This is a genomic window from Acinetobacter sp. GFQ9D191M (assembly GCF_011174875.1).
Taxonomy (GTDB): Bacteria; Pseudomonadota; Gammaproteobacteria; order Pseudomonadales; family Moraxellaceae; genus Acinetobacter.
On the sequence record NZ_JAALGV010000017.1, the window covers coordinates 20,147 to 46,738 of the forward strand.

The 26,592-nt window shown below is 44.1% G+C and carries 28 protein-coding genes and 2 tRNA genes; 16 read left to right on the plus strand and 14 right to left on the minus strand.

What is annotated here, in order from left to right; all coding sequences use genetic code 11:
- Window positions 1-36: 36 nt before the first annotated feature.
- The gene (locus G5T77_RS03150; protein WP_034170209.1) at window positions 37-1,107 is read right to left on the minus strand and encodes an AraC family transcriptional regulator; all 1,071 of its coding nucleotides are present in this window, start codon (window positions 1,105-1,107) and stop codon (window positions 37-39) included.
- Window positions 1,108-1,215: 108 nt separating this feature from the next.
- On the opposite strand from G5T77_RS03150, the gene G5T77_RS03155 reads away from it, so the two are divergent.
- On the plus strand, window positions 1,216-1,809 hold the full coding sequence (locus G5T77_RS03155; RefSeq protein ID WP_004781587.1) for a hypothetical protein: 594 nt from the start codon (window positions 1,216-1,218) through the stop codon (window positions 1,807-1,809).
- A 338-nt stretch (window positions 1,810-2,147) separates the two neighbouring features.
- Here the strand turns inward: G5T77_RS03155 and hisF are convergent, their stop codons facing one another.
- Window positions 2,148-2,906: an imidazole glycerol phosphate synthase subunit HisF gene (gene hisF / locus G5T77_RS03160; protein ID WP_166136855.1), complete on the minus strand. Its 759-nt coding sequence runs from the start codon at window positions 2,904-2,906 to the stop codon at window positions 2,148-2,150.
- A gap of 113 nt (window positions 2,907-3,019) precedes the next feature.
- Here hisF and G5T77_RS03165 point away from each other — a divergent pair, with 113 nt between their 5' ends.
- From G5T77_RS03165 to G5T77_RS03175, 3 genes are read left to right on the plus strand one after another with little or no spacing between them, the layout of a single operon-like run.
- The gene (locus G5T77_RS03165; RefSeq protein WP_166136852.1) at window positions 3,020-3,967 is read left to right on the plus strand and encodes a homoserine kinase; all 948 of its coding nucleotides are present in this window, start codon (window positions 3,020-3,022) and stop codon (window positions 3,965-3,967) included.
- A 26-nt stretch (window positions 3,968-3,993) separates the two neighbouring features.
- Window positions 3,994-4,620, plus strand: a complete 627-nt coding sequence (locus G5T77_RS03170; RefSeq protein WP_166136849.1) for a DUF1294 domain-containing protein — start codon at window positions 3,994-3,996, stop codon at window positions 4,618-4,620.
- A gap of 20 nt (window positions 4,621-4,640) precedes the next feature.
- Complete coding sequence (locus tag G5T77_RS03175; protein WP_034702680.1) at window positions 4,641-5,036, plus strand: membrane protein; 396 nt, start codon at window positions 4,641-4,643, stop codon at window positions 5,034-5,036.
- 61 nt (window positions 5,037-5,097) lie between these two features.
- Here the strand turns inward: G5T77_RS03175 and G5T77_RS03180 are convergent, their stop codons facing one another.
- The 5 genes from G5T77_RS03180 to hisB all read right to left on the minus strand — a co-directional run bounded on the left by G5T77_RS03180 (window position 5,098) and on the right by hisB (window position 9,077).
- Window positions 5,098-6,027: a DMT family transporter gene (locus G5T77_RS03180; protein ID WP_166136846.1), complete on the minus strand. Its 930-nt coding sequence runs from the start codon at window positions 6,025-6,027 to the stop codon at window positions 5,098-5,100.
- Between the two features lie 68 nt (window positions 6,028-6,095).
- The gene (gene hisA, locus G5T77_RS03185) at window positions 6,096-6,830 is read right to left on the minus strand and encodes a 1-(5-phosphoribosyl)-5-[(5-phosphoribosylamino)methylideneamino]imidazole-4-carboxamide isomerase (RefSeq protein ID WP_005232592.1); all 735 of its coding nucleotides are present in this window, start codon (window positions 6,828-6,830) and stop codon (window positions 6,096-6,098) included.
- A gap of 222 nt (window positions 6,831-7,052) precedes the next feature.
- On the minus strand, window positions 7,053-7,715 hold the full coding sequence (locus G5T77_RS03190) for a 3'-5' exonuclease (RefSeq protein WP_166136879.1): 663 nt from the start codon (window positions 7,713-7,715) through the stop codon (window positions 7,053-7,055).
- A gap of 151 nt (window positions 7,716-7,866) precedes the next feature.
- A complete protein-coding gene (hisH, locus tag G5T77_RS03195; RefSeq protein ID WP_004781601.1) occupies window positions 7,867-8,484 on the minus strand; it encodes an imidazole glycerol phosphate synthase subunit HisH in 618 nt (205 codons plus the stop codon).
- Window positions 8,484-9,077, minus strand: coding sequence for an imidazoleglycerol-phosphate dehydratase HisB (gene hisB / locus G5T77_RS03200; protein WP_005232589.1), 594 nt, complete (start codon window positions 9,075-9,077; stop codon window positions 8,484-8,486). The genes hisH and hisB overlap by 1 nt, the downstream gene beginning before the upstream one ends.
- A 96-nt stretch (window positions 9,078-9,173) precedes the next feature.
- Between hisB and G5T77_RS03205 the strand changes: the two genes are divergently transcribed.
- The 7 genes from G5T77_RS03205 (at window position 9,174) to tehB (ending at window position 13,548) form a co-directional block, all read left to right on the plus strand.
- Window positions 9,174-9,551 (plus strand): GNAT family N-acetyltransferase, encoded by a 378-nt coding sequence (locus G5T77_RS03205; RefSeq protein WP_166136842.1) that lies wholly within the window; start codon window positions 9,174-9,176, stop codon window positions 9,549-9,551.
- 202 nt (window positions 9,552-9,753) lie between these two features.
- Window positions 9,754-9,829: transfer RNA gene (locus tag G5T77_RS03210), tRNA-Phe, on the plus strand.
- A gap of 136 nt (window positions 9,830-9,965) precedes the next feature.
- Window positions 9,966-10,041: transfer RNA gene (locus G5T77_RS03215), tRNA-Phe, on the plus strand.
- Window positions 10,042-10,249: 208 nt separating this feature from the next.
- Entirely contained in the window at window positions 10,250-10,771 is a 522-nt protein-coding gene (locus G5T77_RS03220; RefSeq protein ID WP_166136839.1) for a hypothetical protein, read from the plus strand.
- A gap of 228 nt (window positions 10,772-10,999) precedes the next feature.
- Window positions 11,000-11,500: a hypothetical protein gene (locus G5T77_RS03225; RefSeq protein WP_166136836.1), complete on the plus strand. Its 501-nt coding sequence runs from the start codon at window positions 11,000-11,002 to the stop codon at window positions 11,498-11,500.
- Between the two features lie 241 nt (window positions 11,501-11,741).
- Complete coding sequence (locus G5T77_RS03230) at window positions 11,742-12,491, plus strand: hypothetical protein (protein WP_166136833.1); 750 nt, start codon at window positions 11,742-11,744, stop codon at window positions 12,489-12,491.
- 193 nt (window positions 12,492-12,684) lie between these two features.
- Window positions 12,685-13,548 (plus strand): SAM-dependent methyltransferase TehB, encoded by an 864-nt coding sequence (gene tehB / locus G5T77_RS03235; protein ID WP_166136830.1) that lies wholly within the window; start codon window positions 12,685-12,687, stop codon window positions 13,546-13,548.
- 104 nt (window positions 13,549-13,652) lie between these two features.
- Here the strand turns inward: tehB and G5T77_RS03240 are convergent, their stop codons facing one another.
- The 4 genes from G5T77_RS03240 to fadB all read right to left on the minus strand — a co-directional run bounded on the left by G5T77_RS03240 (window position 13,653) and on the right by fadB (window position 18,630).
- A complete protein-coding gene (locus G5T77_RS03240; RefSeq protein ID WP_159123721.1) occupies window positions 13,653-14,159 on the minus strand; it encodes a hypothetical protein in 507 nt (168 codons plus the stop codon).
- A 174-nt stretch (window positions 14,160-14,333) separates the two neighbouring features.
- Entirely contained in the window at window positions 14,334-15,158 is an 825-nt protein-coding gene (locus G5T77_RS03245; RefSeq protein ID WP_166136827.1) for a hypothetical protein, read from the minus strand.
- A 136-nt stretch (window positions 15,159-15,294) separates the two neighbouring features.
- Window positions 15,295-16,467, minus strand: coding sequence for an acetyl-CoA C-acyltransferase FadA (gene fadA / locus G5T77_RS03250; RefSeq protein ID WP_166136823.1), 1,173 nt, complete (start codon window positions 16,465-16,467; stop codon window positions 15,295-15,297).
- Window positions 16,468-16,479: 12 nt separating this feature from the next.
- Complete coding sequence (gene fadB / locus G5T77_RS03255; RefSeq protein ID WP_166136820.1) at window positions 16,480-18,630, minus strand: fatty acid oxidation complex subunit alpha FadB; 2,151 nt, start codon at window positions 18,628-18,630, stop codon at window positions 16,480-16,482.
- A gap of 489 nt (window positions 18,631-19,119) precedes the next feature.
- Between fadB and lpxO the strand changes: the two genes are divergently transcribed.
- Together lpxO and G5T77_RS03265 are read left to right on the plus strand one after the other, a co-directional pair.
- Window positions 19,120-20,037 carry a lipid A hydroxylase LpxO gene (lpxO, locus tag G5T77_RS03260; RefSeq protein ID WP_166136817.1) on the plus strand — a complete coding sequence of 306 codons (918 nt, stop codon included), beginning with the start codon at window positions 19,120-19,122 and terminating at the stop codon, window positions 20,035-20,037.
- Between the two features lie 108 nt (window positions 20,038-20,145).
- Entirely contained in the window at window positions 20,146-20,562 is a 417-nt protein-coding gene (locus G5T77_RS03265; RefSeq protein ID WP_159123727.1) for a PH domain-containing protein, read from the plus strand.
- On the opposite strand, the gene G5T77_RS03270 is transcribed toward G5T77_RS03265, so the two are convergent.
- Window positions 20,559-21,623: an AAA family ATPase gene (locus G5T77_RS03270; RefSeq protein WP_166136814.1), complete on the minus strand. Its 1,065-nt coding sequence runs from the start codon at window positions 21,621-21,623 to the stop codon at window positions 20,559-20,561. The genes G5T77_RS03265 and G5T77_RS03270 overlap by 4 nt on opposite strands.
- A gap of 224 nt (window positions 21,624-21,847) precedes the next feature.
- On the opposite strand from G5T77_RS03270, the gene uvrC reads away from it, so the two are divergent.
- From uvrC to pgsA, 3 genes are all read left to right on the plus strand, one after another.
- On the plus strand, window positions 21,848-23,647 hold the full coding sequence (gene uvrC / locus G5T77_RS03275) for an excinuclease ABC subunit UvrC (protein WP_166136811.1): 1,800 nt from the start codon (window positions 21,848-21,850) through the stop codon (window positions 23,645-23,647).
- 118 nt (window positions 23,648-23,765) lie between these two features.
- Window positions 23,766-24,560 (plus strand): thioesterase family protein, encoded by a 795-nt coding sequence (locus tag G5T77_RS03280; RefSeq protein ID WP_166136808.1) that lies wholly within the window; start codon window positions 23,766-23,768, stop codon window positions 24,558-24,560.
- A gap of 107 nt (window positions 24,561-24,667) precedes the next feature.
- Entirely contained in the window at window positions 24,668-25,255 is a 588-nt protein-coding gene (pgsA, locus tag G5T77_RS03285; protein WP_004781631.1) for a CDP-diacylglycerol--glycerol-3-phosphate 3-phosphatidyltransferase, read from the plus strand.
- A 742-nt stretch (window positions 25,256-25,997) separates the two neighbouring features.
- Here pgsA and G5T77_RS03295 read toward each other — a convergent pair.
- Both G5T77_RS03295 and G5T77_RS03300 read right to left on the minus strand, forming a co-directional pair.
- Entirely contained in the window at window positions 25,998-26,258 is a 261-nt protein-coding gene (locus tag G5T77_RS03295; protein ID WP_166136805.1) for a hypothetical protein, read from the minus strand.
- Window positions 26,259-26,295: 37 nt separating this feature from the next.
- Complete coding sequence (locus tag G5T77_RS03300; protein WP_004781637.1) at window positions 26,296-26,571, minus strand: oxidative damage protection protein; 276 nt, start codon at window positions 26,569-26,571, stop codon at window positions 26,296-26,298.
- Between the last annotated feature and the right edge of the window lie 21 nt (window positions 26,572-26,592).

The following is a 26,592-nucleotide window of genomic DNA, read 5'->3' on the forward strand; positions in this document are numbered from 1 at the left end:
TCTTTAATGAGGAGCTTTTTTATTTTATTCAAATTTTTAAATCTGATATGGGACATTAATCTCTGCAGTAGCAGGATAGTCCAGAAATTTTTCCTGCACCTGGGTTTCCAGGTATTCTGAGCGCCATTGTTGTGGGGTCTGAGCCGTCCACTGCTTGAAGGCACGCTGAAATGCGCTCTGCTCAGAATAGCCAAGCAGCATGCTGATTTCCTGCAGACTCAGATGAGGATCTTTCAGATATTGCATGGCCATCATGCAGCGGATTTCCTGCATACGCTGCTGATAGGTCTGGCCCTGTTTTTGCAGGTAACGTTGTAGCTGACGTACAGAAAAATTCATCTGTTTGGCGATATGTTCAATCTGGAACATATTTTTCTGCAGACCCACCAGAATCGCCTGTTGCAAGCGTTGATCAATCTGAGTGGAGTTCGGGAGTTTTTCCAGCACCGCTTCTGCCTGTTGCATCAGTAATTTCTGTAAGGTCTGATCGCCTTTCTTTAAAGGCGTAGACATTTCACTCACAGGAATCAGTACCTGGTTTCTGGCCTGACCAAAACGGACCTTGCAGCGGAAATACTGTTCATAGACCGCAATATTTTTATTGACCGGATGTTGAAAATGGACTTCATGCAGATGCAGTTGATGCTGGTCAAGAATGCTTGAGCGAATAAATTCTGTCATGAGCGCGATAGCAATCTCATCTGTGAGTTGCGTACTCACTTTAAACGGAATCTCGCTCCAGGAAATGGACAGGTAATCTCGATCCAGACTGACCTGTAAAGGACTGCCATCATAGATCAGGCGATGATAGTCATGATAACGCATAAAGGCTTCGCCCAGCGTTTCACTGGATAATGCCAGATAGCCAATAATACCCAGATGTTTGGCCTGCACCAGTTGCGCGATTTCCAGGCCGAGTGCCGGCCGCTGCAACTCCTGGTCCAGCTGGCTGAGCAGATCGCGCCAGAGAATATAATCAAAACGCTCCAGGTTCTGGATCGCAAATAATTTCTTGGGGATGTCCAGTTGTTTGAGCTGGTAATAGTCCAAAAGCAAATGTCCTAAACCACCATATACCGAACCGACATAATCTTGGGGAACGTGCATTTTTTAATTCTTTTGTTCTGTCGTTTTTTGTCAATGATATTGAAATTATCGGTCAATATCTAGCCCTTTGTTTGACCTATAGTGTAAACAAACAGGGAGGAAAAGATCATGTGGAAAGGCTTTCTAGCAGGACTGGTCGTAGCCAATGGCTTTGAATGGTTTGCGCATAAATATGTGCTGCATGGTACGCATCGAGCAGGGCAGACGCGTTATAGCCCAGTGCCGGACAGCATGCGTTCACATTGGGAACATCATCGTGAAGTTCGCAAGACCAGATTTTCTGATTATGCCTATGTGGAAGGTTTGAAAAACTGGCGAATCCGCAATGAAATCGGTTCACTGGCCGTCGCAGCAAGCGTATTCGGGCTGGCTTTTTATCCCTTGTCCAAAGGTATGTTTTTGGCCACGCTGTATAGTGCAGGCAATTATTTCTATATGCATCGGCGAGCACATCTGGAGCCAGAATGGGCCAGAAAAAAAATTCCCTGGCATTATGATCACCATATGAATAGTAACCAAGACGCCAACTGGTGTGTAACCAAGCCCTGGTTTGATTATTTGATGGGAACCCGGGTGATTTCCTCAGCAGATTTACAGGAAAAAAATCCCCTTGGTATTGTCTTGCCGGAACAGATCTCTACGCGCTTAACCCACTTAACCCAGCGTTATTTCCCGGCTAAATGGGCTAAAGATCGTGATTAAATAACTTAAAATTCGAGTAATCTGCCACATAAAATGTTAACCATTTCTCACTTTGGTTAGCCCTGTCGTGATTTGTCAATAAATTCTGCATATATTGTCAATATTGTGCTCAGGATATCACCTATATTTGCGTCTGTTGATGATTGAAAGTCTTATCAACCTGCATACAGATTGAGTTATATTGTAAATGTCAAAGATACCAAGTGCTGTAGTTCTTCTTGGTTTTTATAGGGAGTCGCAAGACTCCTTTTTTTTGTCCAGAATTTAAATGATTTCTAAGAATAATGCATAAAAAAAGAGCGTGATATTCACGCTCTTTTTCATTTGAAGGCTGTCGTTTAAAGACGCATTTCAATACCTTGATCAGCTAGATAAGCCTTGGCCTCAGGAATGGTATGCTGGCCAAAGTGGAAAATAGAGGCGGCAAGTACTGCATCGGCACCACCATGGATAATCCCGTCAGCCAGATGCTGCAAATTGCCTACGCCACCTGAAGCAATCGTTGGCACAGTGACGCGGTCATTGATGGCGCGCATGAGGGGAATGTCATAACCTGCTTTGGTGCCATCGGCATCCATGGAAGTAATTAACAGTTCACCTGCGCCATAGCTGGCCATTTTCTCTGCCCATTCCAGTGCATCAATACCAGTCGGTTTGCGTCCGCCGTGGGTAAAGATTTCCCATTTATTCTCGCCAGTTTTTTTGGCATCAATCGCTACTACGATACATTGCGCACCAAAACGCTGTGAGGCTTCCTGTACAAACTCAGGGTTGAAGACTGCTGCCGAGTTAATACTGACTTTATCCGCACCTGCATTTAATAGTAGACGAATATCTTCGACTTTACGCACGCCACCGCCTACGGTAAGCGGTACGAATACAGATTCAGCCATACGCTCAACGGTACGGTAAGTGGTGTCGCGTCCATGATGTGTAGCGGTAATATCAAGGAAAGTAATTTCATCGGCACCTTGTTCATTATAACGGCGTGCCACTTCTACCGGGTCACCCGCATCACGAATATCAAGGAACTGAACACCCTTGACTACGCGACCGTTGTCGACGTCCAGACAAGGAATAATACGTTTAGCTAGCATAAATTTTTCCAATTATTACAGCCGATTATGAAACTCACCCACGCAAGCGCTACACCTTGGTAGATGGAAACGGTATTCTAGCAAAAATATGTAAGTTTTTTCGCAGGTTTTCTATGTCGGTTTATACCACTTTGACTTTAAAGGAAGTTCAGGATTTCGCAGCACCTTATGGACTTGAGGTGATTGATCTGATTCCCATTCAAGGAGGTATCCAGAATACAAACTATTTTCTGGTCTGCGAAAACCAGCAATATGTGCTGACCGTTTTTGAAGATATGGATGAACAGGCCGCCGGAGAAATGGTGCCGGTTTTGCAGCATCTGGGGCAGGCAGGTCTGGCCGTACCGGTGCCTTTATCCCATTCAGGCAAAGCCATTCATACGCTAAAAAATAAGCCGGCACAAATTGCACCACGCATGATGGGCGAGCATCCGATGCCATCTACCGTTGCGCAGGCGGAAGCGATTGCCATTGCTCAGGCCAAAATGCATGTCGCACTGAAAGATTTTAAACTTGAGCGTGCCTTTGTCCGTGACCATGCCTACTGGTATAACGTAGCACAGGAAATTAAACCGAGTCTGAACGCAGCAGATAAAGTCTTACTGGGTAAACTTCTGGGCTTGTATGAAGCTTTAACCGCAGTTTATCCGGATCGTCCACGTGGCTTTATCCATTCGGATCTGTTTCGTGACAATACCCTGTTTGAGGGTGATCAGCTGAAAGGAATTCTGGACTTTTATGAACTGAATAAAGATGAATTCCTGTTTGATATCGCGATTACTTTAAATGACTTCTGTACCAATTATCCGGAAGTTACTTTAAATGAAGAAAAGGCCAATGCCTTTTTAAAAGCCTATGAAACTGTTCGTCCTTTAACTGCAGATGAAAAATCATGTCTGGAGCTTTACCTAGCGATGGCTGCGGGCCGTTTCTGGATGATGCGTTTACAAGTGGCACAGAAAAATGCAGCTGAAGGTCGTACCGGTGAAGATATCTTGCAAAAAAATCCGGAAGAGATGCGTAACATGCTGATTGAACGTTTAAAATTCGTGACAGCTTAAATTTAGAATAAACAGGAACAGGCAAAATGCGCGATCAGGGACGTTTAGTGGAATGGTTTGATGACAAAGGCTATGGCTTTATTCAGCCTAATGATCCGGCCAAAGATCGCGTGTTTTTGCATATCAAGGATTTTGCCCGTCCCGGTCCACGGCCGATTGTTGGTTGTGCGCTGGAGTATCTGGTGATTCTGGACGAGCAGGGACGTTATCGTGCCCAGCAGGTTATGTACCTGAAAGCATCGCAAACCAAAACGGCAAAAGTAAAAACTAAAACATCAGGCCGAAGCCAGCCAGAAAAACTACAGCCGATGCAGGTTGCTTCTGTGGCCTATATTTTGGTACTGGCGGGACTCAGTTTAGCCGGATTGTTGAGTGGAATGATCCTGTTACTGGTGAGCCTGATGAATGTCCTCAGTTACTGGCTGTATGCCCAGGATAAGGAAGCGGCACAATTGGGCAATCGCCGTATTCCAGAAAATACCCTGCATCTGGTGGCATTTCTAGGAGGGTGGCCGGCAGCCTGGCTGGCACAGCAAAAATTACGTCATAAAACACAAAAACAACCCTTCCGGCAAATTTATTTTTGTACTATAGCTTTTAACATCATTTTGATTATATGGCTGATTTCTCCCTTTAACAGCCTGAATATCTAGAAACAACCACAGGAGCGTAGATGAACTATTCAATTGATAAAGACTCAAATCGCACGCTAACCCTGATTCTTTATATCTTATATATCGTGGCCATTTTTAGTGGTGGCTTGCTGGCAGTGATTGCACTGATTATTAACTATATGAAGCGCTCGGATGTACGAGGCTCGATTTTTGAAAGCCACTTTACCTGGCAAATCCGCAGTTTCTGGTGGTATCTATTCTGGAATATTGTAGCCTTTGTGCCGTTCCTATTCCTGTTCTTTACCCATGAAGATCCGGACCTGTTTGCAGGCGTCGCTTTTGGTGCATCTACTTTCTGTCTGGTTGTGGTCTTTGTTTCCTGGATCTGGATTGTCTATCGCGCGATTCGCGGCATTATGCGTCTGAATGACAATCGACCGATGTATACCAAATAAGATTAGCTATATTTCTCTAGATAAAAAACTCCCCCTTTTCTAAGAGGGGGAGCTCATAAGCTTAGGAAAGATCTTCCTTCAACTCTTCTATTTTTTCTTTTCTGAAAAATTTTGGTTTCCATTCGCTGGCAATTACTCCAAGTACGACCATTAAGCCTCCCATAAGTGCTAAAGCAGGTAAGCGTTCTCCCGCCATATGTCCAAATAAACTTGCCCAGATCGGTTCACCGGCATAAATGATCGCAGCTTGAGAAGGATCTACCATTTCCTGTGCCCAGTTCATCACCAGCTGAATACAGGCACTGGCGATACCGAGACCGACCAAAATACCTGCCAGATGCCAGTGGAAGCCAGGTAACTGAGATTCACCCAGTATCGGTGCCATCAGAAAACAAAATAGCGAGGCAAAAATGAGTTGTAGCACGGTGACACGCCGGGTATTCACCTTCGGAGCAAAATGACTGATAAAAATAATCTCAAGCGCAATGGCAATCGAGCCGAGCAAAGTCAGCGCCTGACCAAAATTCAGCTGGATGGCACCAAAGCCATTACCGGTTAAAAACACCAGACCGAGAAAGGCAAACAGGGCACCGACCCAGGTCATGAAATATGGTTTTTTACGGAACAGTAGCCATAGCAGTAGCGGCACTAAGGGAACATACAGCGCAGTCAGAAAGGCCGATTCACTGCTACTAATCGTTTGCAAGCCCACCGTTTGGGTTCCATAACCGATTGCAATTACAGCCCCGATGATGGCACCCGCTGCCACTTCTTTAAGTGTCATGCCTTTCAAGTGCTTCAGGGACAGCATAGTTACGGCAATTGCCGCTGCTGCAAAACGTAATCCGACAAAGATCACCGGACTACTGAAATTCAGGCCATATTGTACGGTAATAAAACTGCCACCCCAGATGATGGTAATCAGGATCAGAGCAAGTTGAGGAACTTTCGTCCTCCAGGTAGAGGGTGTTTGGGAAACAGATGTCGACATGGGAGAGAGGATCAAAAAATTGAACAATAAAAAAAGAGGTCCACAGACCTCTTTTTCAGCAGATGCTATTATAGCGCTTCTTGTTCATCCAGCAATAATTGTGCTTCACGCAGATTTAAAGTGCCTTCATAGATCGCACGACCGGTAATCGCACCTAAAATGCCAGGCTGATCTTTCAGGTTACGTACATCATCCATATTGGTTACGCCACCTGAAGCAATCACAGGCAGACCTGAATATTGTGCCAGATGTACGGTTTGTTCGATGTTGACACCCTGCATCATGCCATCACGAGCAATATCGGTATAAACAATACTAGACACGCCTGCATCCGCAAAACGTTTTGCCAGATCAGTCGCTTTTACATCAGTCACATTCGCCCAGCCATCCGTTGCCACCATGCCGTTCATGGCATCGATACCCACAATAATATGGCCTGCAAATTTTTTGCATGCTTCTTCTACAAATTCAGGATTTTGCACTGCTTTTGTACCAATAATCACAAAAGATACACCTGCTTCCAGATAATGCTCGATAGTTTCCAGTGAGCGGATCCCGCCACCAATCTGGATAGGCAATTCTGGCTGTGATTTGGCAATGGCTTCTACCACTGGCTTATGAATAGGTGTACCTGCGAAAGCACCATTTAAATCTACTAAATGCAAGCGGCGAGCGCCTTCATTTACCCAATGCTGTGCTGTTGCCACCGGATCGTCAGAAAATACGGTATCGTCTTCCATACGACCTTGTTTTAAACGGACACATTTGCCATCTTTCAGGTCAATTGCAGGGATGATCAGCATGCTTTCGCTCCTTGCTCAATCTTTAGAATGAATTACAGTGAGTTCATCTTAGCAAATAAAGTCGAAATTTCTAACTCTTAAACGGTATGAAAAAAGAAAACCTGTCTGAAGATATGCTGGAATGACAGGATTTTATTCTTCAATTTTTTTATTTATTCCAATACTCCTGAGGGAGTCTGATATCAAAATGATATTTCGCTAGAAAACTGATCTTCTGTTTGTTCAAATTTTTGAATGCGGGCGAATTTTCAATTTTAGTGAAGTATTGGGAACTTCCTTGGGTCCCAAGCCACGGTGCAGCAATTCTTCAAAGACCAGTAAAGGTGCATAGGCATCTGCAGCCGCATATTCAATCTGTGCCTGACTGAGATGTTTTTTCGCCCAGTTCGATGTCGTAACCCGTTTCGATTTAGGAAAATTCACCTGAAATAGCAAAGCCATCGCATTTTTTAATCCAAGAGGATTTTTAATGCCGAACGCACCAAAGCACTTTGACAGTTCAATCACACTGTTCAGCTCAATGCCTCTTTTACGGAAAAGATGCGCATCATTTTTCAGGCCAAAACCAACTTTAATCTGGTCTCGATTGGCAAAAATCGGTTTCAGAAAATCCCAAATGGCAGCATTCATTTGAAACAGGTAGGCCTTTTCCAGAGTGGCCAGCTGAATCAGATGCGGACCAGTGGACACTTCACCGACCTTGAAGGTCGGTTTGGACTCAGTGTCCAGACCAAAGACCGCGATCTGCTCAAGTTCTTCGCGTAGAGCTTCACATTGCTGAATGCTGTTAATCACCGCAATATTTTCAGGCGCGATATTTTGAAAAGGTGGAAAAGTCGCTATTGCCTCTTTACTCGGCAGAATATCGTTAAGCTGGGTATCCATGATTAAAGCATCTTCCATTGATGAATATTCAGGTTGAATAGAGCATACCTTAGAGAAGGAAGCTTGGATGTGAATTATTTTTCAAAAATAAAATTTTAAGCTGTAGCCCATAAAAAAGCCCGCATGATGCGAGCTTTTTAAATGTATTGGATTAGATATTCCAATCCACAAAGTTTTTTAGCAATTGAAGGCCTGCAGTATGGCTCTTTTCCGGATGGAACTGGGTCGCAAACAGGTTGTCTTTATGCAGGGCAGTACAGAAATCAATACCATAGTTACAGGTCGCTGCCACGATGCTTGGATCTTGTGGTTCCACATAGTAACTGTGCACGAAATAGAAACGTGCATCCTGAGCAATGTCTTTCCACATTGGATGGCTTGGATCGGCCTGATGTACCTGGTTCCAGCCCATATGCGGTACTTTTAAACCTGCCATTTCCGGGAAGTGTTTCACTTCACCTGCAAAAATGCCCAGTGCATCCGCACCGCCATTTTCTTCAGAGCGTTGCATCAGGGCCTGCATACCGACACAGATGGCCAATACCGGTTTGTTAAACACGGCATTACGTACCACTTCATCAATTCCGGCTTCATGCATGCCTTGCATGCAGTCACGCATTGCACCCACACCCGGAAAAACGATTTTGTCGGCTTGGGCAATCAGTTTTGGATCATTAGTCACATCTACCGTTGCACCGACGTGTTCAAGTGCTTTGGCTGCTGAGTGTAGGTTTCCCATGCCATAGTCAAGAAGGGCAATACGGGTCATTACAAGGTACCTTTGGTTGAAGCAACAGTATTCGCAGCACGTGGATCAACTTCACATGCCATACGCAGTGCACGGGCAAATGCCTTAAATACACTTTCGATCTGGTGGTGACTGTTTTTACCTTTCAGGTTGTCAATGTGTACAGTCATCAGCGAGTGGTTGACAAAGCCCTGGAAAAACTCAGAAAACAGGTCTACATCAAAACGGCCAATCATGGCACGGGTAAATGGAATGTCCATAAACAGACCCGGACGGCCAGACAGATCCACCACGACACGGCTTAAAGATTCATCAAGCGGCGCATAGAAGTGTCCATAACGGCGTAGGCCCTTTTTATCACCCAAAGCCTGAGCGAAGGCTTGACCTAAGGTAATACCACAGTCTTCTACGGTATGATGGTCATCAATTTCCAGATCTCCATCACAATGAATATCAATATCAAACAGACCATGTCGCTTGATTTGATCAATCATATGATCTAAAAATGGAATACCAGTGTTTAAAGTGCCTTGACCAGTACCATCGAGGTTCAAACGAACTCGAATTTTGGTTTCGTTGGTATTTCTTACCACTTCACTGATACGATCTGTCATAGACACGTTCCTCAAATACGTCAAAATGATTGATGTAGAAAATATTTTCGCCGTGACGACGTCACCGCATATTAGATTGCTCAGGAGGGTTTATCAATGCCTATTACCGTACATGCTTATACTTCTCTAGAAAACGACGAAGTGCGCAGCCAGCTTGAGCGACTGTATGACACTAGCCCTGAATTTAGTGATGGGGCAGATGCCATTGAACATCTAGAGCAAAACCTTGCACAGTATACCTTACTTTATACCGCAGAATTTAACACCAAAATCATCGGCGCCATCTGGTGCACGGGACAAGGCGAAAGCCGGACCCTGGAAAATATTGTGGTGCATCCGGCCAACCGTGGACGCGGGGTTGCAGAAAGGCTGGTGAGTGAGGCATGCTGTATGGAAGAGGAAAAAGGAGTAAAAGCATTCGTACCGGGATGCGGAGCCATTCACCGTTGTCTGGCAAATCTTGAAAAAATTTAAATACAGATAAATTTCAAGCAGCCTTCGGGCTGCTTTTTTTATAAATACCGGATTCAATTTGTTTTATTAGTCAGGTATTTGCTGAGAATATTGAAAATATTGCTGTATAAATATGCAAATCGATGGAAAAGTAAACATTTGATGAATTTTATACGTTATGTACTTGACGATTAAGAGCTGAAACTGTTTAATACGCGACATCGGCGTGATAGCTCAGTTGGTAGAGCAACGGATTGAAAATCCGTGTGTCCCCAGTTCGATCCTGGGTCTCGCCACCATATTCAAAACGGTTTTAAAGTTTTCAATCCCTGATCCCATCAGGGATTTTTTTTAGGCCAAAATTCAGACACTCAATCTTTTTTTTCATAATTTCGATTGACTAATGTGTCCAGATACGGCTTAATACACCGCATCGGCGTGATAGCTCAGTTGGTAGAGCAACGGATTGAAAATCCGTGTGTCCCCAGTTCGATCCTGGGTCTCGCCACCATATTCGAAAAAACCTCAAACATTGTTTGAGGTTTTTTTTCGCCTGTGATTTTTGATTCAGCCTAAGAATTAACTTGTTTTGCCATTCATCTGAGCAAGAATGAGTTCTCTAAATAATCAAGGTAATCTAATAGATAATTAAATTAAATACAGACTTTAGCAACCGATGAAGGCATTCAGGTTGTGAAATTTGAAGTAGGGGAAAGCCCATGAATAGTCTAAAAACATCTTTATTTGGGGCTCTGTTAGGTACATTTAGCATAGCAGTGCATGCGGAAGAACAGAAACCGGTGCTTACCTTGCCTACGATGACCATTATGGCTGAACCTGAAATGAGTAATGAGACTGGCTATGTTCCATTTATTGAGAATGAAGCCAATCGTCTTGCCTTACAGCATCAGGTAATCCGGGGAACCAAAGATGCAGAAAATTTCATGGTCAATCCAAATGTGCTGGCAAATCTCGATATTAAGCCGACCCAAGCTCCAGATTTGAGTTTACTGTCACCTGCACTGCAACAGTATGTGATGACCATTGCCCAGGGCTTACAATCTGGTGATCCAACCCAGGGGCTGTATACACTGCTGGAGAATGTCGGGATCGATCGAAGCAGCAGCATGCAACCAGGACGCGGTCTTCAACTACAGATTAATCTGGACAAGGTGAATCTGGGCTTATTAGAAAACTACAACAATCCATCTCCTGTAGCGCAATTTCCAAGATCTCCTTAAAGGATGAGCCAGTAATGCAAATCAATCCCCATATTGGGGATTTTTGCTTTTTTAAATCTAACTTCTGAATAATTCATATTTTTTAGGAGCTTTGTTCCTGATTTAATGGTTGGTTTTATCAGGGTGTAATGGGTTCGATTGACCGTTTATCAAACTTAACAATAAGAAGCTGTATTACTTGTAAGATTTAATCTGACGCTTTCCCTTTTCCAACCGAGGGGTAATAAGATGAATCTCCTAAAATCCATTCAAAGCTTGGGCCTGATGCTGACCTGTACTGCTTTTACTCTCCCTGTACTGAGTCATGCAGCTCCTGCTCATTCTGAAGCAACGGTACTTCCCACCTTAACTGTCATGGCAGAGCCTGAAATGCGTGCTGTGACGGAAATAACGCCTTATCAGGAAGGTGCCAGCCAGCGTAAGGCTTTGCAGATGCGCCTGATGAAAATTGAACGCGATATCCAGGCTTATAGTGTCGATGGTGATGTCGTTGCAAATATTGACATGGGGGCAGCAGCGCCTAATCCAGATCTGGACAGTCTGCCTACTGTGTTCCGGGAATATGTACTGGCAGTAGCGCAAGGCTTGCAGTCCTCAGATCCAAGAAACGGAATCTATGTGATTTTGCAACCTTTCGGTATTGACCGGAATGCAACCAATGTCCAGATCGTCCGGGAACAGTTTGATCCGAATCGGCTTGAGCTCAGTCTGCCTTTTGGTTCACGCTAGCACACAATCCGATGGGCCAGGCTGATCAGGCCATTCAGTTCTGCCATAGCTAGATCACGTCATGAAGAAAGGAAGTCTGAAAACTTATTTCCTTTCTTCAGGCTTTTTACTGGATTCATTTTTTCAGTATTGAGAAAGCACGTTCACAAATGTGAAAAGCTCTATGTCTTGAATTATGCTGGAAAAATAAGCATAGTGTAAAAAATCAATAAGATCTGGATGACAGACCTGGAGCGTGTAGATGCCCCGTGTTTTTATGATTATCGCTGGAGTGGTACTGGCAATTTTGATCTGGTTATTTTATCAAAATTCTGTAGAGCAAAAACAGCAGGCCGATTTGCAGGAATATGAAACGGTACTGGAAGAAAAAACCGGATCTATTTTGCAACAGGCACAGGATTGGTCTAAACCGATTCAGATTGATCTGGAAGATGATCGTCTGGATGGGGATTATGCCGTGATGGCCCAATTTATTCTGGGTCAGATGCGTGATCGTGCCGAGGCTCGTAATCAGTATTTACGTGACCTCAAAGCAGCGAACTGGGATCGTTTTCTGGACATTGACCGTTTAGCCAAAGATCAGGCTCAAGACTATAAAGAAACTGAAGCCATGCTGAAGCGCGTGCATGAAATTGTCGATGGTTATGAACAGACAATTCAACAGCGGGCAACCCAGCAGTTAGAGCAGGTGAAACAGCTGGACATTAAAAACCGTTATCGTCAGCAACTGGCAGATAATCTGAAAGCCAATCAGCAGCAGGATAATGCCCATGCAATTTTTGAAATTGAAAAACAGAGTCTGGCCAAAGCAGACCAGTTATTTCTGGTGCTGAAAAACAATAAATGGGAAAAGAAAAACCAGACCTTTATGTTCTATGAAGATGCACCCTTAAAGCAATTCAATAAGCTGTATCAGGAAATAGTGCAGCTCAACCAGCAAATGACTCAAGTGGAACAGCAGGCACTTAAAGAGGCGGAGAATAAACTCTAAGCATAAAGATATTATGGCTTCTTATGCCCTAAATTGTATGATGTTTTCTTGCTAGATCGATTAGTCCTGCTGCATTGCTTACATCAAAGATGTACCAGTTCTCATCTGTAATAGAACCAGCTATGCTTGAGAAAAATGAATATCCAGAAGCATGCTTGCAGACGGAAAGCGAGAAGAGGGAGCACAATCTTTTATGCAACAATTGAAATGTTATAAAGAATTTCCGGTCTGGACGCAGCAAGCTATCCCACAAGGGTTCAAGCAGCCACACAATACCAAAGCAGGCACTTGGGCAAAGCTGACTGTGCTCAAAGGTGAGCTGCATTTTGCCATGCTGGATCCGTCAGGTCATATACAGTCTGAACATGTATTTACGCCAGAGCAGCAACCACCGTTCATTGAGCCACAGGCATGGCATAAGATTATTTCTGCCAGTGAAGATGCAGAATGTCAGCTGCGTTTTTACTGCAAACCTGAGGATTACTTTAACAAGAAATATCAGCTAAGCCCGACCCATTCGGAAATTCTGGCAGCTATGCCGTATTTAAAGGGTGGTCGTGTGCTGGATGTCGGTTGTGGTTCAGGCCGCAATTCGTTGTATTTGAGTCAGAACAGTTTTGAAGTCGACGCCTGGGATGTGAATGAAAATAGTCTACAGACCTTAAGACAGATCATTCAGAATGAAGAAATCGGGAATATTCAGGTTCAGCAACGGGATTTAAATCTTGACCCCAGTATTCAGGGTCAATATGACTTCATTTGCTGTACAGTGGTGATGATGTTCCTGCAGGCCGATACCATTCCACCACTTATTGCACAGATGCAGCAGGCGACAGTGCCGGGCGGTTATAACCTGATTGTCTGTGCGATGGATACCGATGATATTCCGGTACAGCCAGACTTTCCGTTTAGTTTTAAGCCGGGACAGCTTAGTGCCTATTATGAAGGCTGGAATCTGGTGAAATATAATGAAAATGTCGGTGAATTACACCGAGTAGATGAGCAGGGCAACCGGATCAAGCAGCATTTTGCGACTATGCTAGCCCGAAAGGTCTAATAAGAGATTTATAGGTCTTTATATTTTTGACTTTAAATCTGAAAGAGCCAAAAAACAAAAAAAAGATGTCACTCGGACATCTTTTTTTATGGATTTAAAATATCTTAAGCAGATTTTTTAAACCAAGAGAACCACCCTTTTTTCTCGGCTTTTACAGCTGCTTCGGCAGGTGCTGCTTTTACTTCTTCAGCTTTTGCTACAGTTGCTTCTTTTACTTCAGCAGTTTTTACAGCTGCATCAGTTTTCACGGCTTCTACTTTAGAATCCGCTACTTTTTTCATATCTGCAGGTGCAGCTTTTGCAGCTTCTACTTTTTGAGCCGCTTCAGTTTTTGCTGCTTCTTTAGTTTGAGCAGCTTGTTGTTGAGTTGCTTCTACTTTAGCGACAGCCGCTTGTTTCTCAGCAGTAGCTTTGGCAGCAGAGTCTTGTGCTTTAACAGTCGCAGTCGCTACTTTTGCTTGTGCAGGCGCAGTTGCTTGTTGAGCAGTTTGAGCGGCAACAGTTTTTGCTTGTTCTTTCATTGCAGCAACAGGAGAAACTGTTGCAGAAGCCATAGCAGAAGCTGAAGTTGCAACGATTGCAGTTGCTAGAAGTGTTTTAAGCATTTTCATGCATAACCCCATAAATAAAGGAGAGAAATGTGGGGTTATGATACGCCTGTCAAATATAAGTGGCTGATGGATAAGTTTTTATTGGTTGAATATTCAACTAAATTTACAAAGGGATAACATTCTTTTAAAATAAAAAAACCTGTTATTAAACAGGGTTTTTTATTTATTTCTATTTTAAAGACCCAAAGGTTTTAGCATATTTGGTGTCGTTACGCTAACTGGGCCGGTCTGATAAAGTTTTCCATCGAATTTTTGATGCTTAGACCATAAAATTTGTTTCTTATCCAAATCAACATAAGAAAGTACATAGTATTGGCCTTCCGTAGGTACTGGATCATCTGCTACAACTACACCCATTGTTAAAACTGCGAAAGCAGCTGTGCCGGCAATATTACCAATCCGTTTTCCTAAAGAAGGCTGTTGTCCTAAGACCTGGATGACCAGAACCTTAGATGTGCCTAACACAGGCTTGAGATGGTCAGTTAGGCGATCTGTAATATCAATATCTACAGGTTGATAGTTATTGCTTAACGCATAACGCCCATGGCTGGCTTTAAAACTCTTTTGAAGCAGCAGTTGGATACTTGCACCATCCAGATCAGTAATTGCAGGTTGGTTGGCTGCCAAAACAGGATAAGTGCCTAAATATTCAGGTTGCGACTCTAAAGTATTACGTTTTTTATAAGTCTGAATGGTACGCTTTTCAAAGAAACCGCAATGTGTTGGCTGGAAGGTTTTGGTCACTTGAACCGCATTCTGGTTTAACTGTTTTACCAATGATTGAGATATTGCTTCGGCAGTACGATTAGATTGATCCAGTAAAATATGACTGTCACCAAGTTCTTTACGTAGTAGGCAGGCATCTGTCAAGATAGCCACAGGTTGGGTTTTAAATTCTTTTTGAATTCTTGCAAAGTAATCAGATTGTGGTGCTTTTGGTGTGCTGGCACATCCTACCAAGCTTAGACTCAGAACTGTAAATGCTAAATATTTTTTCATAATTATTTTAAATTTATATTTAATATTCAACTTTATCATAAATAAGGCTATGTGTATTTTACAAAACTTTGAATGATAGTTCGCAATAAAGAAACCCCGCAATAAGCGGGGTTTTCTGTCTCGAATTATTTAAGAATTAAACACGTTCGATCACTGTTGCAATACCTTGACCTAGGCCGATACACATCGTCGCAAGACCGATTTGCGTATCTTGTTGCTCCATTACGTTTAGCAATGTCGTCGTGATACGCGCGCCAGAACAACCAAGCGGGTGACCCAACGCAATCGCGCCACCGTTATGGTTCACGATGTCTTGCTTGTCATAAATGCCTAAGCCTTTAAGAACAGACAGACCTTGTGCAGCAAAAGCTTCGTTTAACTCAACAGTTTGCATATCTTCAATGGTCAGACCAGCACGTTTCAATGCTTTTTGAGTTGCTGGAACAGGGCCATAACCCATGATCGCAGCGTCACAACCTGCAACCGCCATAGAGCGAATCACAGCACGTGGTTTCAAACCAAGCGCTTGAGCACGTTCAGCAGACATTAACAGCATTGCAGATGCACCGTCAGACAATGCTGAAGAAGTCGCAGCAGTCACTGTCCCGCCTTTAGGGTCAAATACTGGACGTAAAGCACGGAAAGTTTCGGTGTTGGCATCCGGACGGATCACTTCATCGATATCGCACAGAACTTTATAACCGTCAGCATTATGACCTTCAATGCCTACGATCTCGTTCTGGAACAGACCATTTTCAGTTGCAGCCCAGGCACGGCGGTGAGATTCCACACCAAACGCATCCTGTTCTTCACGAGTAATGCCGTTCATGCGACCTAGCATTTCAGCCGTCAGGCCCATCATATTTGATGCTTTTGCGTAGTGCTTAGATGCAGCAGGGTTCAGGTCGATGCCGTGCATCATACCTACGTGGCCCATATGCTCTACACCACCGATGATGAAGATATCACCCTGGTTAGTCGCAATCTGTGCAGCCGCAGTGTGGATTGCCTGCATAGAAGAACCACACAGACGGTTAACCGTTTGACCTGCAACAGTCTTAGGAAGGTCAGCTAACAATGCGATGTTACGCGCAATGTTCATACCTTGTTCCAGAGTCTGGTTCACACAGCCCCAGATCACATCTTCGACTTCATTCGGGTCGAATTCGTTACGAATCATCAACGCACGGATAAGTTCAGCTGACATGCTGTCGGCACGTACATTGCGGAACATACCGTTTTTCGATTTGCCCATGGCAGTACGTACGCCATCAACAATCACAACGTCACGTGGATTTAAAGTAGCCATTCACGTCACTCCTTAACCGTAGAATTTTTTGTTGTTAGCAGCCATGTCGCGCAATGATTGCGGCGCTTCATAAGCCTTACCTAAGTGCGCGTATTTGTCGCAAAGTGCAACATACTCAGCTACACCAGTTTGGTCGATATAACGGCATGGACCACCACGGAATGGAGGGAAGCCTACACCCATGATCATCGCCATATCTGCTTCAGCCGGAGTTGCAACAATGTTGTCTTCCAGGCAACGAACAGTTTCGTTACAGAAAGCCAGCATCATACGGTCAATGATCTCTTGAGGATCAAATTCACGTTTTTCAGCAGTTGCAACAGATGCCACAAGCTCGTATGCAGTTGGATCAACCACTTTGGCTTTTTTGCCTTTACGGTCAAGTTCGTATTTGTAGAAACCAACATCATTCTTTTGACCCAGACGGTTGTTTTCGTACATCACTTGGATTGAACCTTTGAAATCAGGTTTCATACGATCCGGGAAGCCTTCAGCCATCACTTCTGCACCGTGAACGCCAGTATCGATACCGACCACGTCCATCAGGTAAGCAGGGCCCATAGGCCAGCCGAATTTTTCCATCACTTTGTCGATTTGCTGGAAGTCAGCACCATCTTTCAGTAACAGGTCAAATGCACCGAAGTAAGGGAACAGTACGCGGTTTACCAGGAAGCCCGGGCAGTCATTCACTACGATTGGTGTTTTACCCATTTTCTGAGCAAGAACAACAGTCGTTGCAATCGCTTCAGCAGAAGTCTTCTCACCACGAATCACTTCTACCAGTGGCATCATGTGTACCGGGTTAAAGAAGTGCATACCGACGAAGTTTTCAGGACGTTCCAGATTTTCAGCCAGACGCGTGATTGAAATCGTAGACGTGTTCGACGCAATAATTGTGTTTTCACGTACTTTAGATTCAGTTTCTTTCAGTACGATGCCTTTCACTTTCGGGTTTTCAGTTACTGCTTCGATCACGATGTCGACTTCTTTAAACTCGTCATAGCTTAAAGTAGGACGGATGCGAGCAAGGGTTTCACCCATTTGCGCCGGCTTCATCTTCTTGCGTTCAACCTGCTTGGTCAGCAGTTTGTTTGCTTCAGACATACCCAGTGCAAGTTGCTGGTTACCGATGTCTTTCATGATGATTGGAGTGCCTTTGCTTGCCGCCTGGTAAGCAATACCACCACCCATGATCCCTGCGCCTAGAACGGCAGCCTGGTTCACTGGATGTGCACCTTGTTCATATTTCTTAGAAGTTTTCTTCACAACCTGGTCGTTCAGGAACAGACCGATTAACGCACCTGCTTGTGGAGTTACCGCAGCTTTCGCAAAGCCTTGAGCTTCAACTTTTAACGCTTCATCACGGTGTAAGCTTGCACCTGCCTGAAGAGAATCAAGCAATAGTTTTGGCGCCGGGTATTGAGCAGGGTTTGCTTTTGCAAGAACCGCACCTTTCGCCGTATTGAACGCCATCATTTGCTCAAGCATGTTCAGCTTGATTGGATCCAGTTTTTCCTGGCGTTTTGCCTGCCAGTCTAAACGGCCATGGATCGCCTGTTTCAACAGGTCAATCGCAGCATCTTTCAGTTTGTCTGCAGCCACAACCGCATCAACAGCACCATCTTTCAGTGCAGCAGCCGGTTTTTTCGGAGTAGCCATGGCCATCCATTCAACTGCATTGTCGATACCGATCAGACGGCTTAAACGAACCGTACCACCGAAACCAGGGAAGATACCAAGTTTGATTTCAGGCAGGCCGACTTGCGCCTGTTCTGACATCACACGGTAGTCACAGACTAAGCACATCTCGAAACCGCCACCTAGTGCCATACCGTTAATCGCGGCAACTTTAGGAATGTCCAGGTCTTCGAAGCTGTTAAAAATTTCATGAACTGGTAGTGCCCAGTCAACAATTGCCTGTTCGCCTTGAGCAAAGTTATCGCCGAATTCAGTAATGTCAGCACCTACAATAAATGTAGACTTGCCTGAAGTCACGATTAAACCCTGAATGTCAGCAGCGGAAACTGCGTCAATCGCAGCCTTGAAATCTTCAATCGTTGCACGGTTGAATTTGTTAACCGACTCACCTTGTAAGTCAAAGCGGAATTCTGCAATTCCGTCCTCAAGCATTTGGACGGTAATGGCATTGCCAGCGTGGATCATGCCCTGATCTCCTTTATTTTGGAGGACTTCTAAGTTGATGTTGTGAAGCAAGCGCGCATTTCCCGCGCACTTTTTTACTTCGCTAATCTTACGATAACTATATCCAAAAAGAACAACACAAGTTGTATCAAGCCGTGACGCAAGGGTCATCAATTTTCATCGCTCAATCAAGGTGTTGTCATGTCCGGAATACAGTGAACCGTTATCGCAGTGTAATGAAGTTATTGTTTCAATTTCACTTTTTTATTGCTGTCGCGCTGTTTTTATAACGTAAATTGACCAGATAGGGAATGTTTGCTGTGTGGTGTTTTGGTCAAAATAGTCAATTGAGATTCAAATTATTCGATACGGATGTAAGAAAATGTATGCAACGCTGTGTTCTACAAGCGGGTAGGGAGAGCAAAAGCAGCTTTGTTATAATGCGGCCCAGATGTGACTTTTTTATTTTTCCCCGTTCTTTTTTAGGGCTAGGATTTTTTGGGTATTGATATGCTTAAGTGGATTATTTTGGCCATCTTTGTCATCTCAGCGTTATATATTCAGCGACGTGGCACAGTTCGGCATTCTTTTTATCGCCAGTTTTTTGACCATTCGACCCTGTTTGCACCGATCAATTTTCTGATGTACGCCTTTTCACGCGTACCGAATCAGCCTTATATCGATACGCAGCATTTTAAAGACCTAAAAGTGCTGGATGAAAACTGGGAAATGATTCGTGACGAAGCACAGGCACTCTATCAGAAAGGCGGGATCAAGGCTTCGAGCAAATATGATGACCTGGGGTTTAACTCATTTTTTAAGACTGGCTGGAAACGCTTCTATTTAAAATGGTATGACTCGGCGCATCCCTCTGCAGCAGAACTCTGCCCAAAAACTACCGCCTTGCTCAAAACTTTGCCTACCATTAAAGCGGCCATGTTTACCGAGCTGGCACCCGATAGCCGTTTGGTCCGTCATCGTGACCCTTATGCCGGTTCATTGCGTTATCACTTGGGCTTAATGACCCCGAATGATGACCGCTGCTTTATCGATGTCGATGGTCAGCGTTATTCCTGGCGCGACGGCGAGAGCGTGGTATTTGATGAAACCTATATTCATTATGCCGAAAACAAGACTGACCAGAACCGGATCATTTTCTTTGCTGATGTCGAGCGACCTTTAAAAACCCGCTGGATGGAACGCTTCAATCACTGGTTTGGTAAAAAAGTGATGACAGCAGCTAGTTCACCGAATGAGGTTGGGGATCAGACTGGTGGCTTAAACAAAGTCTTTGGTTATGTCTATCAACTCCGGGTAAAAGCCAAAGCTTTAAAAGCACAGAACCGCCAGCTGTACTATTTCCTGAAATGGTTCCTGATGCTGGGTATTTTCTTCCTGATCTTTATTCGTCCTTATCTGTTTGCCTAAGCTGCAACATAAAAAATAAAGCGCCCACATGGGCGTTTTTTATTACTTGCAGAGATTCACCACATCATTCTGATTTTGTGTAAGATAAAACAAAATAGGGGGAAGATGATGCGTGTATTTCGTTCCAAAAAAGACTGGTGGCTGCTGGCATTTTTGATCTGTATGAGCGGTTTGTTATTGCAATTATTACTGACCATGCAGGCCAAAGGGACGATGGCTCAATATCCGGTGCATACCGCAGTCTATATACTTACAATCCTCTTGGTCTGGTGGCCGGTTTGGAGTACCCGTTATATCGTGCAGGATGGGCAGTTGATTATCAAAAGCTTGTGGCTGACCTGGCAAATTCCGCTTGGTTCGATTCAGAATATCCAGCCTACAGATCACTCAGAAATTGCACCTGCTTTGTCTTTCAAGCGTTTAAAAGTTAGCTATATGCTGGCAGATCAACAAAAGTATGTCCTGATTTCACCTAAAGACCCGGATGCATTGATTCAGGCGATTCAAGCACATCAAACAGTTTAATTGGAATCGGAGGCTTGAGGCTGAACTAGCAATTGACCATTAATGCAGTCCAGATGGAGTTGCAGTTGTTCTGGATGGTTCAGGAAATAAAGCGCTAAGATCGGTTCCAGTTCAGTCCGTATTTTTCGGCCCAGATGACGGGCGCCATAACGGATGTCATGACCCTGATAAAAATGGGTCTTGGCTGCATCAGTGAGGTGAATCTGTCGTTTCTGATGTTGCAGACGTTGATTTAATTTATCCAGCTCAATCTCAACCAGTCGTGGCAGGGCATCATTTTGGACAGCTTGATAGTGCAAGGTACGGTCAATCCGGTTTAAAAATTCAGGATCGAACTTGCGCTGCATGACTTTTTCAATGATCTGCTGGGTCGGTACTTTTTTCAGACATAGTTGCTGCATTTTCTGCGGCAGATAACTGAGTTTTTCCAGATATTGCTGTGAGGCCTGTGCGCCGATATTACTGGTCATAAAAATCATGCAATTACGAAAATCGATGGTTTTGGTACCAGCAGTCAACGTCAGTCGACCAGTATCCAGTACATTCATCAGACCACGAATCACTTCAGTACTGGCTTTTTCCAGTTCATCAAACAGCATGATGCCGGGACGGGTATGGCTTCCGGCAATAGCGGTTTCATCAAACAGGCTATGGCCTTCTTTAGAGCCCACATAACCCGGAGGCGCGCCAGTCAGGGCAGCTGCATAATGTTCCTGCGCCAAAGTATTCATATCAATCCGGCAGAAAGCATCAGGACGGCCATAAATTGCTTCGGCAATCAGACGCACGGTCTCGGTTTTGCCGACACCGGTCGGGCCAAGCATTAAGGTAACCGAAAGCGGACGTTCAGGACTGGAAAAGTCAGCCTTGACCACATGCAGCATTTTTTCAATTTCATTTAAGGCGGCATCCTGACCGATGATCCGTTCCCGTAGCAACTGCATCACAGCCAGAGGTTCAAAATGAAAACGCGGTTTCCCAATTAAACGGTCACGCTCAGACTGGCTATGGCTAGAGGTGGCAGGTTGCACAACATGAATACCGGATTGGGAACTTGTCATCTTGGATCATCTCGAGATTGAACCTGTCGAGCATAGCAAAGTTAGTTCAGGCGACTTATAGCTTTTAGCAATCAGACCATATTGAGTTGCTTATAAATACGGCGGTCTGGGCATAACCTGTTTCACTTTCGATGACAGTTCGGGTGAATTTTGTGTCATCGCTTGAAAATGACACATTAAACATCACATATATCTGCATATTGCAGGTAAAAAATAGGTTTTAGGTGAACGAGAACGCACGCCCTCATATTGAAAAAATCTTGGCCAATATGACCACCTTACCCGGGGTCTACCGGATGTATGGCAAAGATGGCGAACTCTTATATGTGGGAAAAGCCAAAAATCTGAAAAATCGGGTGTCCAGTTATTTTGTCAAAACCCTTGATCATCCCAAGACTCAAGCTTTGGTGGCACGGATTTACGACATTCAAACCTTGGTGGTGCGTTCAGAAACTGAAGCTTTATTGCTAGAGCAAAACCTGATCAAGCTGCATCGTCCACCGTATAACATCATGCTGCGTGATGACAAATCCTATGTCTATATTTTTGTTTCGGCAGACAAGCCTTATCCGCGGATTGCCAGCGGTCGTGGCAAGGGCAAACATCAGGTTGGCAAGTTTTTTGGACCTTATCCGAGTGCTTACAATGCACGCGATACTTTGGTTATTCTGCAAAAATTATTCAATGTACGTTCCTGTGAAAATGGTTTCTTTGCCAATCGTACTCGACCTTGTTTGCAATATCAGATCAAGCGCTGTTCCGGCCCTTGTGTGGGTCTGATTTCGCCTGAGGATTATCAGGAAGATGTCAATAATTCGATTCGCTTCCTGCAAGGTGATACCAAAGAGCTGAATCAGGAACTGATTGCCAAGATGGAAGCAGCTGCAGAAAATCTGGAATTTGAAAAGGCGGTATTTTATCGTGACCGGATGGCGTTACTGCGTGATGTACAGGCACAGCAGGCGATTTATAAAGTCAAAGGTGAGGCAGATATTCTGGCAATTGCCTACCAGGCAGGCGTGACTTGTGTGCAGATCATGCATGTGCGTAATGGCAAAATGCTCGGCGGTAAAGGCTATTTCCCGGATATGCTGAGTGATGATCTGGGGCAAATGCTCTCGGATTTTATTGCCAATTTCTATTTCCAGGTCGCCGATGAAATTCCATCTGAACTGATCGTGAATATTGAAATGCCAGATCGGAAGGAACTTGAAGCCGCACTTTCTCAACATTTTGATAAGAAGATTCAGATCAAGTCGAAAGTCCGGGAAACCCGTGCTGAATGGCTGGAACTGGCGCAAATGAATGTACAACATGCTATTCAGGGCAAGCTGGCCAATCATTTTGAGTTGAATGAACGTTTCCATCAGTTAGAGGAAGTCGTGGGACGGCCGGTAGATCGGATTGAGTGTTTCGATATCTCGCATACCATGGGTGAAGATACGGTTGCCTCCTGTGTAGTCTTTGACAGTGGAGGTGCGCGCAAACGTGATTATCGCCAGTTTTCTATCAATGATATTCAGGCGGGTGATGACTATGCCGCGATGCGTCAGGCCTTAACCCGTCGTTATAAAAAAGCCATGTTGCCAGATTTGCTGCTGATTGACGGTGGTAAAGGGCAATTGCATATGGCGATGGAAGTCATGCAGGAACTTGGACTGGATGCCTTTATGGTTGGTGTGTCTAAAGGCGAAGGGCGTAAGCCGGGTCTGGAAACCCTGCATTTTACCGATGGCAGCAAGATTCAGCTTCCAGAAGATCATAAGGCCTTGCATCTGATCCAGCAGGTACGTGACGAAGCTCACCGTTTTGCCATTACCCGCCATCGGGCCAAACGCGATAAAAAACGGGGTTCATCCGTATTGGAAGTGATCCCAGGATTAGGACCGAAGCGTCGTCGTGATTTATTAACCCATTTTGGCGGGATTCAGGGTGTGCTTAAAGCTTCAGAAAAAGACCTGCAACTCGTACCAGGTCTGGGTTCTGTGATGGCCCGGATGATTTATAAAGTTCTGCATGAGTAATCGTTTTATATCAATTACAAGTGCAGAAATGCACATTGACCTTCGAGTCAAAGGTCATTTCTATTCATAGATTTTTCCAGCAATATATCGGTTCATCAGACAAAGTTGAAGGATCGATATGTCGTTGCAAGCACTGTACGCACAAATTGCGCAGCAAGAATGGATTGAAATGCCAACAGGCTGGGGGCAAGGAAGAACCATCTACGGAGGACTTGCGGCTGCAGTCATGATGCAAAAAGCCGTGGTGACGATCAATGATCCTGCTAAACATCTGCTGAGTACCAGTGTGACTTTTGTTGGCCCGGTACAGGAAGGTAAAGCACGCCTGACTGCGGAAATTCTGCGTGAAGGCAAATCGGTCACTACCATCGAAGTGCGTCTATGGCAGGATGAGGCTGTTCAGAGCATTCTGATTGCCAGTTTCGGCGTAGCGCGCGATTCTAGCATTCAGGTACATCAGGAAATGCAGGCCTCGGATTATGCTTCTCCTGAAACCCTGTTCCAGATTCCTGCACAGTTCAAGCTACCAGAGTGTTTTGATCATTTCGAACTCAAATGGGCAGACCTGAATCTGCCTTGCAGTTCAAGTGTACGTCCTGATTTTGAAGGCTGGTGCCGTTTCCATCCAGATCAACATTCTGACCGTGAATTTCAGTTAGCTGACCTGATGGCCATTTTTGACATCTGGCCACCTGGGGTGTTACCGATGTTTCAGACACTGGCCCCAGCGAGCAGCCTGACCTGGACTGTAACCTATGTGCATCCAGTGCAGCATCAGCTACATGATTGGTTTAAATATAAAGTGATTACCGACCATGCGGCTGACGGTTATTCAACAGAACATGCCTATCTGTGGGATGTAGAAAATCGGCTGATTGCGATGGCCAGACAGACAGTGACGGTGTTTGCCTAGTGACACTTCAAGTCAATTCGTATAAAGTGAAGCGTATTAATGATGGATTAAACCTCGAAAAAAGTGTGCATTTTCATCGTACATGAGGGGAACAATTGGCGGTGTCTATGACTACAGGTCGTATCCTGAATATTCCAAATATCTTGACCTTGGCTCGTATTATCCTGATTCCGGTTTTTTTATTGGTCGCATATTGGCCACCGGCAATGGGATTTAATGAAACCAGTCCTGATGTGACGCGGCATATTATCTTAACGACAATTTTTGTAGTGGCTGCAGTCACTGACTGGTTTGATGGTTATCTGGCGCGTACTCTGAATCAGACGTCTGCTTTTGGTCGTTTTTTGGATCCAGTTGCAGACAAGTTGATGGTCGCTGCTGCGCTTATTGTCTTAGTGCAATGGCAACCTTCGATCTCGATGGCTTTTGCAGCGATTGTGATTATTTCACGGGAAATTACAGTTTCAGCTTTACGTGAATGGATGGCTGAACTCGGTGCGCGTACCAGTGTGGCGGTGTCGACAGTGGGTAAATACAAAACCGCGTTCCAGATGATCGCAATTACGGTTTTCCTGCTGAACTGGCCACCGCTAGAAATGCTGGCTTATGCTTTGCTATATACAGCTGTGGTACTGACCTTATGGTCGATGTTTATTTACCTAAAAGCAGCCTGGCCATATCTGAAACAGCCTTAATCAATAAAAGCTCCTTGAAGGAGCTTTTTTTATAGCTAAAAATAGAGAATATAAAAATAACAGGCAAAAAAATACCCAGCCTTTGGGGGAAGAACTGGGATGAAATCGGGGGTATTTCTCAGTTATTATTATAGTTATTCAAAGATATCTCATCTTCTTGCTGGTCATTATAGGGAGCACCTTCCACAAAATCATGTGGTTTCTTGTAGCTGAATGTTGTGTTTTGTGAGAGCAATGTATACAGAATTTACAATTGATTATTTTGATACAAATCTGATTGCTTTTCAGTAAGATAATGGCTGCTTAAATTTAAAAAACACGGTAGGAAAATGACAGGTTTTGAGCCTGTTTTTTAGGTCAATAATTTTCGATTTCATGAAAGTTAAAATAGTTTTTAGAGTGCTTTTAAGAGAAATAGAGTATTTATAGAAAAAGAATATCCGAGGAGTCTCTTGTCAGGTATTTAACTCATGATCTGATGAAGAAGTAATTTTCAAATTAAAAAGGGAATTCTTTTTATAGGTTACTTTTTTATAGCATTCGAAGTGATACCTTTCGCTTAATTTACGTAAGAGAAAAACTTGAGCTTAGATAAAAAAAATTCCATGTAAGGAGTTTTTTTATTCTATGAACTTATAGCTGCTTGTCTTGTGTAAAAAACAAAAAGAGTAGGGCTTTAAACTAAAAGGGGAATCTTTCATAGATTTCCTTTTTGACAAGTAAAATTATGCGCTTGTCTTGCTTAGTTAAAACGCAGTTTAGCTCTTGCAGTATTCATAAAAAAAAGAGCCTTGTCAGGCTCTTTTTTGACATTTGAAACTACGCGCTTCGCTTGTCTTGAGTAATTTTTAGAGCAGTACATAAAAAAGAATCTCCCATAACGGAGATTCTTTTTAAAGCCTACGCGCAGCATAGCTGCTTGTCTTGCGGCGTGGCGGAGCAGTGCTTTTGATATAAGAAAAGCCCCGTTTATGGAGCTTTTCAAATGTTGACCTACGCGCACCTTCGGTGCTTGTCTTGAAGAAAAATAAGGCAGCGCCTTATTTTTCTTCAGGCTTTAGACCTTCAGCTTTTTCCAATGATTCATCATTGTTAAAGAACTTCTCGCGTTGCTCTTCAAGGAACTTTTTCGCATCCGGTTCAAACACGTTTAAACGCTTTTCATTGATCAGCGTGGTCTGGTGTTTCAGCCATTCTTGCCAAGCCTGTTTAGATATCGTATCAAACAGTTCCTGACCCTTTGCACCCGGGAATGGTGCAAAGTCTAAACCTTCCATTTCTTGTTGATACTTACGGCAAAAAACTTGTCGAGACATATCAATACTCCAATTTAAAGC